Origin of the sequence: Pseudomonas peli (assembly GCF_900099645.1) — a bacterium.
GTDB classification, from domain to species: domain Bacteria; phylum Pseudomonadota; class Gammaproteobacteria; order Pseudomonadales; family Pseudomonadaceae; genus Aquipseudomonas; species Aquipseudomonas peli.
The window spans coordinates 48,675-64,677 of record NZ_FMTL01000005.1 but is presented as its reverse complement, the minus strand read 5'-3'; the positions used below and the strand labels follow the sequence as shown (position 1 = coordinate 64,677).

At 57.2% G+C, this 16,003-nt stretch carries 12 protein-coding genes and 3 tRNA genes; 13 read left to right on the top strand and 2 right to left on the bottom strand.

Features of this window, described 5'->3' with window-relative positions; genetic code table 11:
* Nucleotides 1-154: 154 nt before the first annotated feature.
* On the bottom strand, nucleotides 155-2,026 hold the full coding sequence (locus tag BLO50_RS19075) for a sigma-54-dependent Fis family transcriptional regulator (protein ID WP_090255871.1): 1,872 nt from the start codon (nucleotides 2,024-2,026) through the stop codon (nucleotides 155-157).
* Nucleotides 2,027-2,286: 260 nt separating this feature from the next.
* Here BLO50_RS19075 and BLO50_RS19070 point away from each other — a divergent pair, with 260 nt between their 5' ends.
* From BLO50_RS19070 to BLO50_RS19045, 6 genes are all read left to right on the top strand, one after another.
* Nucleotides 2,287-3,381 (top strand): ABC transporter ATP-binding protein, encoded by a 1,095-nt coding sequence (locus BLO50_RS19070; protein ID WP_090255870.1) that lies wholly within the window; start codon nucleotides 2,287-2,289, stop codon nucleotides 3,379-3,381.
* Nucleotides 3,381-4,493, top strand: a complete 1,113-nt coding sequence (locus BLO50_RS19065) for an ABC transporter ATP-binding protein (protein ID WP_090255869.1) — start codon at nucleotides 3,381-3,383, stop codon at nucleotides 4,491-4,493. The genes BLO50_RS19070 and BLO50_RS19065 overlap by 1 nt, the downstream gene beginning before the upstream one ends.
* Nucleotides 4,490-5,353, top strand: a complete 864-nt coding sequence (locus BLO50_RS19060; RefSeq protein WP_090255868.1) for a carbohydrate ABC transporter permease — start codon at nucleotides 4,490-4,492, stop codon at nucleotides 5,351-5,353. The genes BLO50_RS19065 and BLO50_RS19060 overlap by 4 nt, the downstream gene beginning before the upstream one ends.
* An 8-nt stretch (nucleotides 5,354-5,361) precedes the next feature.
* Nucleotides 5,362-6,162 (top strand): carbohydrate ABC transporter permease, encoded by an 801-nt coding sequence (locus BLO50_RS19055; protein ID WP_090255867.1) that lies wholly within the window; start codon nucleotides 5,362-5,364, stop codon nucleotides 6,160-6,162.
* Nucleotides 6,163-6,174: 12 nt separating this feature from the next.
* On the top strand, nucleotides 6,175-6,447 hold the full coding sequence (locus tag BLO50_RS19050; RefSeq protein ID WP_090255866.1) for a DUF2160 domain-containing protein: 273 nt from the start codon (nucleotides 6,175-6,177) through the stop codon (nucleotides 6,445-6,447).
* 83 nt (nucleotides 6,448-6,530) lie between these two features.
* The gene (locus BLO50_RS19045) at nucleotides 6,531-8,273 is read left to right on the top strand and encodes an ABC transporter substrate-binding protein (RefSeq protein ID WP_090255865.1); all 1,743 of its coding nucleotides are present in this window, start codon (nucleotides 6,531-6,533) and stop codon (nucleotides 8,271-8,273) included.
* A gap of 71 nt (nucleotides 8,274-8,344) precedes the next feature.
* On the opposite strand, the gene folD is transcribed toward BLO50_RS19045, so the two are convergent.
* The gene (gene folD, locus BLO50_RS19040) at nucleotides 8,345-9,199 is read right to left on the bottom strand and encodes a bifunctional methylenetetrahydrofolate dehydrogenase/methenyltetrahydrofolate cyclohydrolase FolD (RefSeq protein WP_090255864.1); all 855 of its coding nucleotides are present in this window, start codon (nucleotides 9,197-9,199) and stop codon (nucleotides 8,345-8,347) included.
* Nucleotides 9,200-9,470: 271 nt separating this feature from the next.
* Between folD and BLO50_RS19035 the strand changes: the two genes are divergently transcribed.
* The 7 genes from BLO50_RS19035 to lon all read left to right on the top strand — a co-directional run bounded on the left by BLO50_RS19035 (nucleotide 9,471) and on the right by lon (nucleotide 15,895).
* Nucleotides 9,471-9,547 (top strand) — tRNA-Arg (locus tag BLO50_RS19035).
* Between the two features lie 34 nt (nucleotides 9,548-9,581).
* Nucleotides 9,582-9,657, top strand: a tRNA-His gene (locus BLO50_RS19030).
* Nucleotides 9,658-9,709: 52 nt separating this feature from the next.
* A tRNA-Leu gene (locus tag BLO50_RS19025) sits at nucleotides 9,710-9,794 on the top strand.
* A 127-nt stretch (nucleotides 9,795-9,921) separates the two neighbouring features.
* On the top strand, nucleotides 9,922-11,232 hold the full coding sequence (gene tig, locus BLO50_RS19020; RefSeq protein WP_090255863.1) for a trigger factor: 1,311 nt from the start codon (nucleotides 9,922-9,924) through the stop codon (nucleotides 11,230-11,232).
* A gap of 90 nt (nucleotides 11,233-11,322) precedes the next feature.
* The gene (gene clpP / locus BLO50_RS19015; RefSeq protein WP_090255862.1) at nucleotides 11,323-11,958 is read left to right on the top strand and encodes an ATP-dependent Clp endopeptidase proteolytic subunit ClpP; all 636 of its coding nucleotides are present in this window, start codon (nucleotides 11,323-11,325) and stop codon (nucleotides 11,956-11,958) included.
* Between the two features lie 113 nt (nucleotides 11,959-12,071).
* On the top strand, nucleotides 12,072-13,352 hold the full coding sequence (gene clpX / locus BLO50_RS19010; RefSeq protein ID WP_090255861.1) for an ATP-dependent Clp protease ATP-binding subunit ClpX: 1,281 nt from the start codon (nucleotides 12,072-12,074) through the stop codon (nucleotides 13,350-13,352).
* A gap of 149 nt (nucleotides 13,353-13,501) precedes the next feature.
* On the top strand, nucleotides 13,502-15,895 hold the full coding sequence (gene lon / locus BLO50_RS19005) for an endopeptidase La (protein WP_090255860.1): 2,394 nt from the start codon (nucleotides 13,502-13,504) through the stop codon (nucleotides 15,893-15,895).
* Nucleotides 15,896-16,003: the final 108 nt, after the last annotated feature.

Here is a 16,003-nt window from a genome sequence, read left to right as displayed (position 1 = left end):
CCTGGTGGCGGTGCTGGAAGAGAGAGGGCACGGGTGAGCGCAGTGCGGACCCGTAAAGGCTACCTAATGGGTTCGACCCTATCTGGGCTGTATAAGTCCATGTCAGGTTGAGAAGGCTGGTTCAGGGCCGGTGTTACAAGAGCTACGACCTAATCTAGCGCGCCGTCAGCCCTGTTTCCCGTAAGCGTTTGTACAGTGTGTTGCGGCTGACCCCTAGGCTGCGCGCCAGGTGCGAGATATTGCCGCCGCAGGCCTGGTACTGGCTGGCCAGATCATCCGCGCTGGTGCTGGCCAAAGGTGGCGGTGGCGTTTGCGTGGCGGCTATTTGCGCAGCTGCTGGCTGCAAATCGGCAAAGAAATCATCCGGCAGATGTTCGGCGCGGATCTGCTGGTCATCGGCCATGGCCAGGGCAATCTGCAAGACGCTGCTCAGTTGGCGCAGGTTGCCGGGCCACGGGTGACGCTCGAACAGGCTCAGCACCTCATGACTCAGTCCCGCCCATTGCTGCGGTTCGCGGTGGTAATCCCAGATGCGCTGGACCATGGCGGCCTTGTCGGTGCGTTCACGCAGCGGCGGCAGCTCCAGATTGAGGCCGCTGATGCGGTAGTAGAGGTCCTGGCGAAATAGCCCGCTTTCCACATCCTGGCGCAGTGGGCGGTTGGTGGCCGAGATCAGACGGATATCTACCGGGTACAGCTCACTGCTACCCAGCGGTTGTACGCAGCGTTCCTGCAATACCCGCAGCAGACGGGCCTGCACGCGCAGCGGCATATCGCCGACTTCGTCGAGAAATAGCGTGCCTTTATGGGCCTTGCGAATCAGACCGATGCTGCCTTTCTGGTTGGCCCCGGTAAACGCGCCTTTTTCATAGCCAAACAGCTCGGACTCCACCAGCTCGGCTGGGATTGCCGCGCAGTTGACTGCGATAAAGGCCTGGTTGGCGCGCGAGCTGGCGTGATGCAGAGCTTTGACGAAAACCTCCTTGCCGACCCCGGTTTCGCCATGCACCAGGATCGGAATGTCTTTTTCCAGTAGGCGCTCGGCTTGGCGCACCGCTTTATCGACGCGCGGGTCCCCAAGGTTGAGCGATGCCAGGGTGAAGTGGTTGCTTGTGGCACTGGCGGGTGGCTGTTGGGTGGGGCGAAAGTCGCGGGCCTGAATTGGCGAAGGCTGCTGCGGGCGTTTGATTTGCGCGTGAAAGCGAAAGCGCCCGCTGGCGCGCAGGTTGAATGGCAGCGCCTCAGGCTGGTTGAGCAGTTGCTGCAGCGGTACGTCGAACAGGTTTTCGATATTCACCTGGGCCAGGCCTACACCCAAAAGGCTGTCGGCACGCCGATTGGCGGATACCACCTGGCCTTGCTCATCGAAAATCAACAGTCCGGCCCAGGGGCTGCTGAGGTTATCCAGGCTGGTGTTGAAACTCAGCTGAAAGTAGCGCTGCTGGAACAGGTTGAGAATCAGGCGGTTCTCCACCGACTGGCTCATCATCTTGACCATGCCCAGGGTGTGCGAGGGCGGCAGGTAGCTGTCGCTCGACACATCCAGCACCGCAATCATCTGACGCTGCTCGTCAAAAATCGGCGAGGCCGAGCCGGTCATAAAGCGGTTGGCTTTGAGGAAATGCTCATCGTGCTGAATATGAACCGCCTGGCCGCAGCTCAGGGCGGTGCCGATGGCATTGGTGCCGGTGTAACGCTCCAGCCAGGTGGCTCCGGCGACAAAGCCGGCGGCGCGGCTCGGTTCGATAAAGCGTTGGTCGCCCCAGGACTGCAGCACCTGACCTTGGTGGTCGGCCAGCATGATCAGGCAATTGGAGTTGGCCAGGATGGTGCCGTAGTAGGGCAGCACTTCCTTGTGGGTGGTGTGCACCAGAGCATGCTGGCTTTCCAGAAGCGCGCTGACTTCACCGCGCTCGGGCTGGCTGAAAATCGGGGTGCTCTGGTGGGTCAGACCGTAGTCACGGCAGCGTGTCCAGGAGTCCTGGATGATGGTCTCGTGAGGCAGGGCAGTGACAGTGTCAGCCATGACAGGTCTCTCGCGCGGGTTCTTGTTGTTATGGGCCACGGTCTGCGCCGGGCTCCTGCAGTGTCGCCGAAGGCTGTTCAATGTCAACGCTGTGACTGTTCAGTTGTTCACTGTGCACTGTTCAAAAGTGTTCAGTGGTGTTGGGGCTGGTTGCCTAAATTCACCTGCAGTTGTTTTAAATCAATGGTTTGCAGGCGCTGAAACGGGTTGGCACGGAACTCGCCTTGTTACTGGGCAGATAACAAGAAAAAGGACTGCCCATGTCACTTACCCTGGAGCATGTCACGCGGATCGTTGATCACCAGCTGTATATCGACGATGCCTGCCTGAGCTTCGAACCCGGCTCCTTCAATGTGCTGCTGGGGCGCACGCTGTCTGGAAAGACCAGCCTGATGCGCCTGATGGCCGGCCTGGACAAGCCCACCAGCGGACGCATCCTGATGAATGGCGCGGACATGACCAATGTCTCGGTGCGCCAGCGCAACGTTTCCATGGTTTATCAGCAGTTCATCAATTACCCGACCCTGACGGTGTTCGAGAACATCGCTTCGCCGCTGCGTCAGGCTGGGGTGACCAAGGCCGAGATTCTGGAAAAGGTCCACGCCACGGCGAAGATGCTGCGTATCGAGGCCTTGCTCAAGCGCTACCCACTGGAGCTGTCCGGTGGTCAACAGCAACGCACGGCGATGGCGCGGGCGCTGGTCAAGGATGCCTCGCTGATTCTGTTCGATGAGCCGCTGGTCAACCTCGACTACAAGCTGCGCGAAGAGCTGCGCCAGGAAATGCGTGAGCTGTTCCAGGCTCGTCACACCATAGCCATTTATGCCACCACTGAGCCCAACGAAGCCCTGGCCCTGGGTGGCACCACCACCATCCTGCATGAAGGGCGGGTGGTGCAGAGCGGCAAGACCGCCGAGGTTTATCACCGTCCGCAGCAGGTGCTGGCCGCAGAGCTGTTTTCCGAGCCGGCGATCAACCTGATGCCGGGGCGCGTCAGCGGCACCGAAGTAAGTTTTGCCGATACCGTACATTTCCCGCTCAACCCGGACTTGCAAGGTATTGCCGAGGGCGAATACCGCTTCGGCGTGCGCCCCAGCCATATCGGCCTGGTGCCGTCTAATGATGACGATCTGGAGCTGGCGGTAACGGTTGAACTGGCCGAAATCAGCGGTTCGGAAACCTTTCTGCATGTGCGCAACGAGCAGTTCGTGCTGGTGCTGCATCTGCCTGGGGTGCATGAATACGACGTGGATACGCCGATCCTCATTTATATCCCCACTCACAAGCTGTTTGTCTTCGCCGCTGATGGGCAGTTGATTCAGGCGCCCAGCCGCCGTCTGGGGAGGGTTGCCTGATGGCCGAGATTCGTTTGCATAACCTGGCCCACAGTTACAGCCTTGCGCCGACTGGCGCGGCCGATTACGCCATCCGCGAAATGAACCATGTGTGGGAGCAGGGCGGCGCCTATGCGCTGCTGGGACCTTCCGGCTGCGGCAAGTCGACCCTGCTGAATATCATTTCTGGCCTGCTTAGCCCGTCCCATGGCGAGGTGCAGTTCGATGGCAAGGTGGTCAATGCGCTGCCGCCGGAGCTGCGCAATATCGCTCAGGTTTTCCAGTTTCCGGTGGTCTACGACACCATGACGGTGTTCGACAACCTGGCCTTCCCCTTGCGCAATCAGGGTATGAACGAGGCAAAGATCCTAACCAAGGTCAATGAAATTGCCGAGGTGCTGGAGCTGCACCCGTTACTGCACAAGCGCGCCCGTAATCTGACTGCTGATGAGAAGCAGAAGGTCTCCATGGGTCGCGGTCTGGTGCGGGATGACGTTTCGGCGATTCTCTTCGATGAGCCGCTGACGGTGATCGACCCGCACCTGAAATGGAAACTGCGGCGCAAGCTCAAGCAGATCCACGAGCAGTTCAATATCACCATGGTCTACGTCACCCATGACCAACTCGAAGCCTCGACCTTCGCCGACAAGATTGCGGTGATGTACGGCGGGCAGATCGTCCAGTTCGGCACGCCGCGTGAGTTGTTCGAGCGCCCCAGCCATACGTTTGTTGGCTACTTCATCGGCAGCCCGGGAATGAACCTGATTGATGTGCTGCCTTATGCCGGCGGTGTGCGCTTCAACAACACCGTGCTGCCGTTGTCACCGGCGCTCAATCGGCGCCTGGCCGAGTTGCCTGGGGCCAAACTGAAAATCGGCATCCGTCCGGAGTTCGTCCATGTCTGGGATGGCCCTAACGAGGATGCGCTGTGCGGCGAGGTGGTGCATGTCGAAGACCTCGGCACCTACAAGATTCTCACCCTAAAACTCGATGGTCAGTCGCTCAAGGTGCGCCTACAGGAAGACCAGCTCGTGCCGCAACAGCAGGTGTACCTGAGCTTTCCAGCGCAGTGGCTGATGCTCTATGCCGATGACGTTCTGGTTGAGGCGCAAGCGCTGGAGGTGCAGCCATGAAGGTGCAGAACAACAAGGCCTGGTGGCTGGTACTGCCGGTGTTTCTGTTGGTGGCGTTCAGCGCCATCGTGCCGATGATGACGGTGGTCAACTACTCGGTGCAGGACATCTTCGACCATTCCACGCGCTATTTCGTTGGCGTCGACTGGTACAAGCAGGTGCTGCAGGACACCCGTCTGCATGACTCGCTGCTGCGCCAGTTCATCTTCTCCGCTTGCGTGCTGCTGATCGAAATTCCCTTGGGCATCGTCATCGCTCTGTGCATGCCGACCAAGGGGCGTATGGCTTCGCTGGTGCTGATCGTGCTGGCGATTCCGCTGCTGATTCCGTGGAACGTGGTTGGCACCATCTGGCAGATCTTCGGTCGCGCCGACATCGGCTTGCTGGGCTGGAGCCTGAACAGCCTGGGCATCAGCTACAACTATGCCTCGAATACCAGCGACGCCTGGGTCACGGTGTTGATCATGGACGTCTGGCACTGGACCTCGCTGGTGGCGCTGCTTTGTTATTCGGGGCTGCGCGCGATTCCCGATGTGTATTACCAGGCCGCGCGTATCGATCGTGCATCCGACTGGGCGGTGTTCCGCCATATCCAGCTGCCCAAGCTGAAGAGCGTGCTGCTGATCGCGGTGATGCTGCGCTTTATGGACAGTTTCATGATCTACACCGAGCCCTTCGTGCTCACCGGCGGCGGGCCGGGCAATGCCACCACCTTCCTCAGCCAGACCCTGACGCAAATGGCCATCGGCCAGTTCGACCTGGGCCCGGCGGCGGCGTTTTCGCTGGTGTACTTCCTGATCATCCTGTTGGTGTCCTGGCTGTTCTACACCGCCATGACCCACAACGATAAGACTCGCTGAGGCCGACCATGACCCTACGCAAGAAGGTGGTACTGGGGCTGTATGTCCTGTTCCTGCTGGTGCCGATCTACTGGCTGCTGAACATGTCGTTCAAGAGCAACACCGAGATCCTTGGAGGCCTGACGCTCTGGCCGCACGGCTTCACCCTGGATAACTACAAGGTGATTTTCACCGATCCGAGCTGGTACGAGGGCTATCTTAACTCGCTGTACTACGTGTGCCTGAATACGGTGATTTCGCTGACGGTGGCGCTGCCGGCAGCCTATGCGTTTTCGCGCTACCGTTTTCTCGGCGACAAGCACCTGTTCTTCTGGCTGCTGACTAACCGTATGGCGCCTCCGGCGGTGTTTTTGCTGCCGTTTTTCCAGTTGTATTCGTCGATCGGCCTGTTCGATACGCATATCGCCGTGGCGCTGGCGCACTGCCTGTTCAACGTGCCGCTGGCGGTGTGGATTCTTGAAGGCTTTATGTCCGGGGTGCCGAAGGAAATTGACGAAACCGCCTATATCGACGGCTACAGCTTCCCGAAATTCTTCGTGAAGATCTTTATCCCGCTGATTGGCTCGGGCATCGGCGTTACCGCGTTCTTCTGCTTCATGTTTTCCTGGGTCGAGCTGCTGCTGGCGCGCACCTTGACCTCGGTGGATGCCAAGCCAATTGCCGCGGTGATGACCCGCACCGTGTCGGCATCGGGGATTGATTGGGGCGTGCTGGCGGCGGCGGGGGTATTGACCATTCTGCCGGGCATGCTGGTGATCTGGTTTGTCCGTAACCATGTGGCCAAGGGCTTTGCCCTGGGCCGGGTATAAGGAGTCGCGACGATGGATTGGATGGCCTGGACGCTGCCGACGGCGTTGTTTTTCGGCTTTATCGGCATGCTGCTGGTCGGCATGACGATCTGGGAGCTGCGTTCGCCCTGCATTGAGCGCAAAGGTTTGTTGCCGATTGCTACCACCCGTGGTGATCGGCTGTTTATCGGTCTGCTTGGTAGTGCCTACCTGCACCTGCTGGTGGTGGGCGCGACCGATTGGAGTGTCTGGATAGCCTCGGTGCTGTCCCTGTTCTGGTTGTTTGCAGTGATGCGTTGGGGCTGAACCGGGCTGCCTTGGCCGCGCCTGTTGGTTGGGCGCGGCCATGACCCGCTTGCCTCATTCCAAACCCTGAGATGGAGGTCTCTATGTTCGACAATAACAACAAAACTCGACATAGCATGGCGCTGGCTGCCCTGCTGACGTTGTCCGGCTTGAGCGGCGCAGCCTGGTCTGATGCCTACGAAGAAGCGGCAAAGAAGTGGATCGGCGAGGAGTTCAATCCCTCGACCCTGACGCCTGAGCAGCAACTCGAAGAGTTGAAGTGGTTTATCAAAGCTGCAGAGCCGTTTCGCGGCATGAGCATCAGCGTGGCCTCGGAAACCATCGCCACCCACGAGTATGAGTCCAAGGTGCTGGCCAAGGCTTTCAGCGAAATCACCGGGATCCAGCTCAAGCACGACCTGATGCAGGAAGGTGATGTCGTCGAGAAGCTGCAAACCCAGATGCAGTCGGACAAGAACATCTACGACGGCTATATCAACGACTCGGACCTGATCGGCACGCACTTCCGTTACGGCAAGGCCGTGGCCATCAGCGACATGATGGAAGGCGAAGGCAAGGCTGTGACCTCGCCGACCCTGGATCTGCAGGACTTTATCGGCATTTCCTTCACCACCGGGCCTGACGGCAAGCTCTATCAACTACCTGATCAGCAGTTCGCCAACCTTTACTGGTTCCGCGCTGACTGGTTCGAGCGTCCGGAGCTGAAGGCCAAGTTCAAGGAAATCTACGGCTACGAGCTGGGTGTGCCGGTCAACTGGTCGGCCTATGAAGACATCGCCGAGTTCTTCTCCGAGAAGGTCAAGGAAATCGATGGCCAGCGCATCTACGGCCATATGGATTACGGCAAGAAGGACCCATCCCTCGGCTGGCGCTTTACCGATGCCTGGTTCTCCATGGCGGGTGGCGGCGACAAGGGCCTGCCTAACGGCTTGCCAGTGGACGAGTGGGGTATTCGCGTCGACGGTTGCCGTCCGGTGGGCTCCAGTGTTGCTCGTGGCGGCGATACCAATGGCCCGGCGGCGGTGTATGCAACCACCAAATATGTCGACTGGATGCGCAAGTACGCGCCGCCAGAAGCCCAGGGCATGACCTTCTCCGAGTCTGGTCCGGTGCCAGCGCAGGGCAGCATCGCCCAGCAGATCTTCTGGTACACCGCTTTTACCGCAGACATGACCAAGCCAGGTTTGCCGGTGGTTAATGAAGACGGCACACCGAAGTGGCGCATGGCGCCTTCACCAAAAGGTCCGTATTGGGAAGAGGGCATGAAACTGGGTTATCAGGACACCGGCTCCTGGACCTTCCTCAAGTCCACTCCGGAGAAACAGCGCCTGGCCGCCTGGCTGTATGCGCAGTTCGTCACCTCGAAAACCGTATCGTTGAAGAAGACCCTGGTCGGCCTGACGCCTATTCGTGAGTCGGACATCAACTCGCAAGCCATGACCGACGTTGCGCCGAAACTGGGCGGCCTGGTGGAGTTCTATCGCAGCCCGGCGCGGGTGCAGTGGACCCCTACCGGCACCAACGTACCGGACTACCCACGTCTGGCTCAGCTGTGGTGGCAATTCATTGCCGAAGCAGCCAGCGGCGACAAGTCGCCACAAGAGGCGCTGGATGGTTTGGCAGCGGCGCAGGACACCATGTTGGGTCGCCTTGAGCGTTCCGGCGTGCTGGGTGAGTGCGGGCCGAAGCTGAACGAGCCGAAAGATCCGCAGTACTGGCTGGATCAACCGGGTGCACCGAAGCCGAAACTGGCCAACGAGAAGCCCAAGGGTGAAACCATCAACTACAACGAACTGCTGAAATCCTGGGAGCAAGCCCGCGACTGATGCTGTGGGTTCAGCTAGGCATAAAAAACGGCACCTTAGGTGCCGTTTTTTTATTTCTGCCAGCGCTGCACTCAGTCGTGCAAATGCTCGGCGGCATGCAGGGTGTTCTCCAGCAGGCAGGCGCGGGTCATTGGACCAACGCCGCCCGGCACCGGAGTAATCCAGCCGGCGCGGGGGAGGGCGGTTTCATAGACCACATCGCCAATCAGCTTGCCGTCGGTCTGACGATTGATGCCGACGTCGATGACGATGGCGCCAGGCTTGATCCACTCGCCGTGAACCAGGCCAGGCTTGCCGGCAGCAACCACGACGATATCGGCCTGGCCGACATGCATCGGCAGGTCTTTGGTGAAGCGGTGGGTCACGGTGACGGTGCAGCCAGCCAGCAATAGTTCCATCGCCATCGGCCGGCCGACGATATTCGAGGCGCCAACCACCACCGCGTGCATGCCGTACAGGTCGACGCCGGTGCTTTGCAGCAGGGTCATGATGCCTTTCGGGGTGCAAGGGCGCAGCAGTGGCATGCGCTGGGCCAGGCGGCCGATGTTGTAGGGGTGGAAGCCGTCAACGTCTTTATCCGGGCGAATGCGCTCCAGTAACAAAGAGGCGTCGAGGTGTTCTGGCAGTGGTAGCTGCACCAGAATGCCGTCGATGCTCGGTTCGTCATTCAGGCGGTCGATCAATGCCATCAGCTCGTCCTGGCCGGTAGTAGCTGGCAGGTCATAGGCCTGCGAGACGAAGCCAACTTCTTCGCAGTCTTTGCGTTTGTGCGAAACGTAGACCTGGGACGCAGGGTCGCTACCGACGAGAATCACTGCCAGCCCGGGTGCGCGCAGGCCTTGCTGGCGGCGTTCGGCGACACGATGGGCGATCTGCTGGCGCAGGCTGGCGGCAATTGCTTTGCCATCGATCAGTTGTGCGGTCATTGCGCTTGGTTAACCATAAAGAAAGGATGGAAAAAGGACGCGCATTCTCGCATGACCGTGCTGTGGGGCAAAGGCGCACGCCACGGTTTTCGCGTAACTCCTTTAAATGGCTGAATTTTTTTAACTTTTCCTGTTGACGGCCTGAAACGGCCTCTATAACATTCGCCCCGCTTGTCGAGCACAGCCAGTCGCTGGGTAAGACGGCAAAGGTCGAAGCTGCAAAGTTTTTTCCGAAGCCGAAAGCTTTAAGTCTGCATTTGCAGATGGATAGGCGCCCGTAGCTCAGCTGGATAGAGCATCCGCCTTCTAAGCGGATGGTCGCAGGTTCGAGTCCTGCCGGGTGCGCCATTTGGCGGTCTTGGCTCAAGCAAAATGCAATATGGTGGGCGTAGCTCAGTTGGTAGAGCGCAGGATTGTGACTCCTGTTGTCGTGGGTTCGATCCCCATCGTCCACCCCATATTCCAAAGCGCCAGGTTAATTCCTGGCGTTTTTGTATAAAGCTTTACCACGCGGACGTGGTGGAATTGGTAGACACACTGGATTTAGGTTCCAGCGCCGCAAGGCGTGAGAGTTCGAGTCTCTCCGTCCGCACCATCTTTTAGCTCCCTCCCGTTTGCCGCCTGCATCTAGGGTGACTTCTGCAAATCGACCCTCTAGAATGCATGCCCTTGATTAGGGGCCGGCAAGCGGCCGGCTTATGTCTGTGCAACGAGGATTATCCATGCAAGTTTCTGTTGAAAGTACCTCTGCTCTCGAGCGCCGTATGACCGTTGGCGTCTCTGTTGAGCGCATCGAGACTGAAGTCAACAAGCGTCTGCAGCAGACTGCCCGTCGTGCCAAGGTCCCTGGTTTCCGTCCTGGCAAAGTGCCAATGAGCGTGATTCGTCAGCGTTATGAAGATGCTGCGCGTCAGGAAGCTCTGGGCGACCTGATCCAATCCACTTTCTACGAAGCCGTTGTTGAGCAGAAGCTCAATCCAGCTGGCGCTCCGGCCGTTGAGCCGAAGTCATTCGAGAAAGGCAAGGATCTGGAATACGTTGCAACCTTCGAAGTGTTCCCGGAATTCACCGTTGGCGGCTTTGAATCCATTGCCATCGAGCGCCTGCAGGCTGACGTAGCTGACGCTGACGTAGACAACATGCTGGAAATCCTGCGCAAGCAGAACACCCGTTTTGAAGTTGCCGAGCGCGCTGCCGAAAATGGTGACCAGCTGAACATTGATTTCGTTGGCAAGATTGACGGCGAAGCCTTCGCTGGCGGCTCGGCCAAGGGCACTCAGCTGGTTCTCGGCTCCGGTCGCATGATCCCTGGCTTTGAAGATGCACTGGTCGGCGCCAAGGCTGGTGAAGAGCGCGTAATCAACCCGACTTTCCCAGCTGATTATCAGAACCTCGATCTGGCAGGTAAAACTGCTGAGTTCACCGTTACCGTTAACAGCATCGCTGCACCTCAGTTGCCTGAGCTGAATGATGACTTCTTCGCCCTGTTCGGCGTGAAAGAAGGCGGCCTGGAAGGCTTCCGCGCTGAAGTGCGCAAGAACATGGAGCGTGAGCTGCGCCAGGCGATCAAATCCAAGGTTAAAAACCAGGTGATGGACGGTCTGCTGGCTGCCAACCCGATCGAAGTGCCGAAAGCACTGATCAGCAATGAAGTGAACCGTCTGCGCGTGCAGGCCGTTCAGCAGTTCGGTGGCAACCTCAAGCCTGAGCAGCTGCCAGCTGAACTGTTCGAAGAGCAAGCCAAGCGTCGTGTTGTGCTGGGTCTGGTCGTGGCTGAAGTGGTCAAGCAGTGTGAGCTGAAGCCGGACGACGCCCGCGTTCGCGAAATGATTCAGGAAATGGCTTCGGCTTACCAAGAGCCTGAGCAGGTTGTTGCCTGGTACTACAAAAACGACCAGCAAATGAACGAAGTACGTTCAGTTGTACTGGAAGAGCAAGTTGTAGATACTGTTTTGCAGAAGGCCAACGTGACCGATAAAGCGGTCTCGTACGAAGAAGCTGTCAAGCCGGTAGAAGCACCTCAAGCCGCCTGATTTCTTTACCTCGTTCGAACACGCCATAAGCCAGCCTCCGCGCTGGCTTATGCGTATTTGTGACATGACTATTTAGGGAGCGAGTGCAGCATGTCCCGCAATCCTTTTATGCATCAAATGTCTGATATCCAAGCTGCTGGCGGCTTGGTGCCAATGGTTGTTGAGCAGTCTGCTCGCGGTGAGCGTGCGTACGACATCTATTCGCGTCTGCTCAAAGAACGCGTGATCTTTCTTGTCGGTCCGGTAGAAGACTACATGGCCAATCTGATCTGCGCGCAATTGCTGTTCCTTGAAGCGGAAAACCCGGACAAGGACATCCATCTGTATATCAACTCTCCGGGCGGTTCGGTGACGGCGGGTATGTCGATCTACGACACCATGCAGTTCATCAAGCCCAACGTGTCCACCACCTGTATTGGTCAGGCGTGCAGCATGGGCGCATTCCTGCTGACCGCTGGCGCCGAGGGCAAGCGTTACTGCCTGCCGAACTCGCGAGTGATGATTCACCAGCCACTGGGCGGCTTCCAAGGCCAGGCGTCGGACATTGAAATTCACGCCAAAGAAATCCTCTTTATCCGTGCGCGCCTGAATACGCTGATGGCGAAGCACAGTGGGCGGACCCTTGAGGAAATCGAGCGCGATACCAATCGTGATAACTTCATGAGCGCCGAAGCCGCTCGTGAGTACGGGTTGATCGACGCTGTGATTGAAAAGCGACCTGCTTAAATATAAGCAGCTCAAAATAGGGCGGGCCGGCTTGTCTGGTCTCCGGCGGGCTTGAAAAAGCCCGCATAAGCCTTCATCTTGTGTTGCAAGCCTATCGGATTTGGATCGAACGAATGACTGACACCCGCAACGGCGAGGACAACGGCAAGCTGCTTTATTGCTCCTTCTGCGGCAAAAGCCAGCATGAAGTGCGCAAATTAATTGCCGGCCCCTCGGTCTTCATCTGCGACGAGTGCGTAGACCTGTGTAATGACATCATCCGCGAGGAGGTGCAGGAAGCCCAGGCCGAGAGCAGTGCGCATAAATTGCCTGCCCCCAAGGAAATCAGCGGCATCCTTGATCAGTATGTGATTGGTCAGGAGCGCGCTAAGAAAATTTTGGCTGTAGCGGTTTATAACCATTACAAGCGCCTCAATCAGCGCGATAAGAAAGATGACATTGAGCTGGGCAAGAGCAACATCTTGCTTATCGGCCCGACAGGTTCAGGTAAGACCTTGTTGGCTGAAACCCTAGCGCGGCTTCTCAATGTACCGTTCACTATTGCAGACGCCACCACACTGACCGAGGCTGGTTATGTGGGTGAGGATGTCGAAAACATCATTCAAAAGCTGTTGCAGAAATGCGACTACGACGTAGAAAAGGCCCAGATGGGTATTGTCTACATCGACGAGATCGACAAAATCTCGCGTAAGTCTGATAACCCTTCGATTACCCGTGATGTATCGGGTGAAGGTGTGCAGCAGGCGCTGCTGAAACTGATTGAAGGCACTGTTGCCTCTGTTCCTCCGCAGGGAGGGCGTAAGCACCCACAGCAAGAGTTTTTGCAGGTTGATACTCGCAATATCCTGTTTATTTGTGGTGGTGCTTTTTCTGGCCTGGAAAAGGTCATTCAAGGCCGTTCTACCAAAGGCGGAATCGGTTTCAATGCCGAGGTTCGCAGTAAGGAAGAAGGCAAGAAAGTTGGCGAGTCACTTCGCGCTGTTGAGCCCGATGACTTGGTCAAGTTCGGCTTGATTCCTGAGTTCGTTGGTCGCTTGCCGGTCATTGCAACCTTGGATGAGCTTGATGAGGCGGCCCTGGTACAGATTCTGACCGAGCCGAAGAATGCCTTGACCAAGCAATATGCCAAGCTGTTTGAAATGGAAGGGGTGGATCTTGAGTTCCGTCCTGATGCGCTTAAGTCGGTTGCCCACAAGGCGCTTGAGCGTAAAACCGGTGCTCGCGGTTTGCGTTCGATTCTCGAAGGTGTGCTGCTCGACACCATGTATGAGATTCCTTCGCAGTCGGACGTCAGTAAAGTGGTTATCGATGAAAGCGTTATCGATGGCACCTCCAAGCCGTTGCTCATTTATGAGAACAACGAGCTGCCAGCTAAGGCTGCGCCTGACGCGTAACAGCGTTGTAACATGTTGAAAGCAAGGGGCCTGCGGGCCCCTTTGCTTTTACTGTGTCGACGCTTGTTTTTTGTTGGGGCAGCCCCCATCTTAGAGTTAAGGGTTATCCCATCCGTTCACGGCCATATGGCCGCCGTAGAGCCGAAATCATGAAGACAACCATCGAATTGCCTCTCTTGCCGTTGCGCGATGTTGTGGTCTATCCGCACATGGTCATTCCGTTATTCGTCGGGCGTGAGAAATCCATTGAAGCGCTTGAAGCTGCAATGACGGGCGAGAAGCAGATTCTGCTTCTCGCGCAGAGAAATCCTGCCGACGATGATCCAGATGAGGCTGGCCTCTATCGGGTTGGTACAGTGGCCACTGTTTTGCAGTTGCTCAAGCTTCCAGACGGCACCGTCAAGGTACTGGTCGAAGGCGAGCAGCGTGGTGAGATTGAGCGTTTTATCGAGGTCGATGGTCACTGCCGTGCTGAAGTGCAGCTGATCGACGAAGTTGATGCCGCGGAGCGTGAGTCTGAGGTTTTCACCCGTAGCTTACTGAGCCAGTTTGAGCAGTATGTTCAACTCGGTAAGAAAGTACCTGCCGAGGTGTTGGCATCGCTGAACGGGATTGATGAGCCGAGCCGTCTAGTCGACACCATGGCGGCACACATGGTGCTGAAGATCGAGCAGAAGCAAGAAATTCTGGAAATTACCGATCTGGCTGCGCGGGTTGAGCATGTTTTGGCGCTGCTGGATGCGGAAATCGACCTGCTGCAGGTTGAGAAGCGCATTCGCGGTCGGGTCAAGAAGCAAATGGAGCGTAGCCAGCGCGAGTACTACCTGAATGAGCAGATGAAGGCCATTCAGAAAGAGCTTGGTGATAGCGAAGAAGGTCACAATGAACTTGATGAGCTGAGAAAGCGCATCGATAACACCGGCCTCACAGCTGAAGCGCTGAACAAAGCCAATGCAGAGCTCAACAAGCTCAAGCAGATGTCGCCGATGTCCGCTGAGGCTACTGTGGTGCGCTCCTACATTGACTGGTTGGTCAATGTGCCATGGAAAGCGCAGAGCAAGGTACGTCTCGATCTGGCACGCGCTGAAAGCATTCTGGATGCGGATCACTATGGTCTGGAAGAGGTCAAGGAGCGCATCCTTGAGTATCTCGCCGTGCAGAAGCGCGTTAAGAAACTCAAAGGCCCGGTATTGTGTCTGGTCGGACCACCTGGTGTGGGTAAAACCTCACTGGCCGAGTCGATTGCCAGTGCCACAAACCGTAAGTTCGTGCGTATGGCGCTCGGTGGTGTGCGTGATGAAGCTGAAATCCGTGGTCATCGCCGCACCTATATTGGCTCCATGCCGGGTCGATTGATTCAAAAGATGACCAAAGTCGGCGTGCGTAACCCGCTGTTCTTGCTCGATGAAATCGACAAAATGGGCCAGGACATGCGCGGTGACCCTGCGTCGGCGCTGCTTGAGGTGCTGGACCCAGAGCAGAATCACAACTTCAACGATCACTATCTGGAGGTCGACTACGACCTGTCCGATGTGATGTTCCTTTGCACGGCTAACTCGATGAATATTCCGGGTCCGCTGCTGGACCGCATGGAAGTGATTCGCTTGCCGGGTTACACCGAAGCCGAGAAGATCAACATCGCGATCAAATACCTGGCGCCTAAACAGGTTCAAGCCAATGGCTTGAAAAAAACCGAGTTGGTATTTGAAGATGCGGCAATTCGCGACATCATTCGCTACTACACCCGCGAAGCAGGTGTGCGCGGCCTGGAACGCCAGATTGCCAAGGTGTGCCGCAAAGTGGTTAAGGAGCACTCCACCGAGAAGCGCTTCCAGGTCACCGTTACGGCCGAGTCGCTGGAGCATTTCCTCGGCGTGCGCAAGCATCGCTACGGTTTGGCCGAGCAGCAGGATCAAATTGGCCAGGTCACCGGTCTTGCTTGGACTCAGGTTGGCGGTGAGCTGCTGACCATCGAGGCAGTCGTGGTCCCTGGTAAAGGTCAGCTGATTAAGACTGGTTCGCTTGGCGATGTAATGCTGGAATCCATCACCGCTGCGCAGACCGTTGTTCGCAGTCGGGCCAAGAGCCTGGGCGTGCCTGTGGACTTCTATGAGAAGCAGGACATCCACATCCACATGCCGGAGGGAGCAACGCCCAAAGATGGCCCCAGCGCAGGCGTTGGTATGTGTACGGCGCTGGTTTCAGCCCTGACACAGATTCCTGTGCGTGCAGATGTGGCCATGACTGGGGAAATTACCCTGCGTGGGCAAGTACTAGCCATCGGTGGTTTGAAAGAAAAACTGCTGGCTGCTCACCGTGGTGGAATCAAGACCGTCATCATTCCGGAAGAGAATGTGCGCGATTTGAAAGAGATTCCGGAGAATATTAAGCAAGACCTGCAGATTAAACCGGTTAAATGGATTGACGAGGTCCTGCAAATTGCGCTGCAATACGCCCCGGAGCCCTTGCCTGATGCGGCTCCCATGGTTGCAAAGGATGAAAAACGCGAGACTGATTCCAAGGAGCGAATTAGCACGCATTAGCCGGAGGGGTTTCTTGACACATTTTTAGAGCCCTTGTTATAAAGCGGCTCTTATCGTGTCGGCAGGCTCTCCGCACCAGCTTCGCTTACATTTAAAAGCAAGAAATAA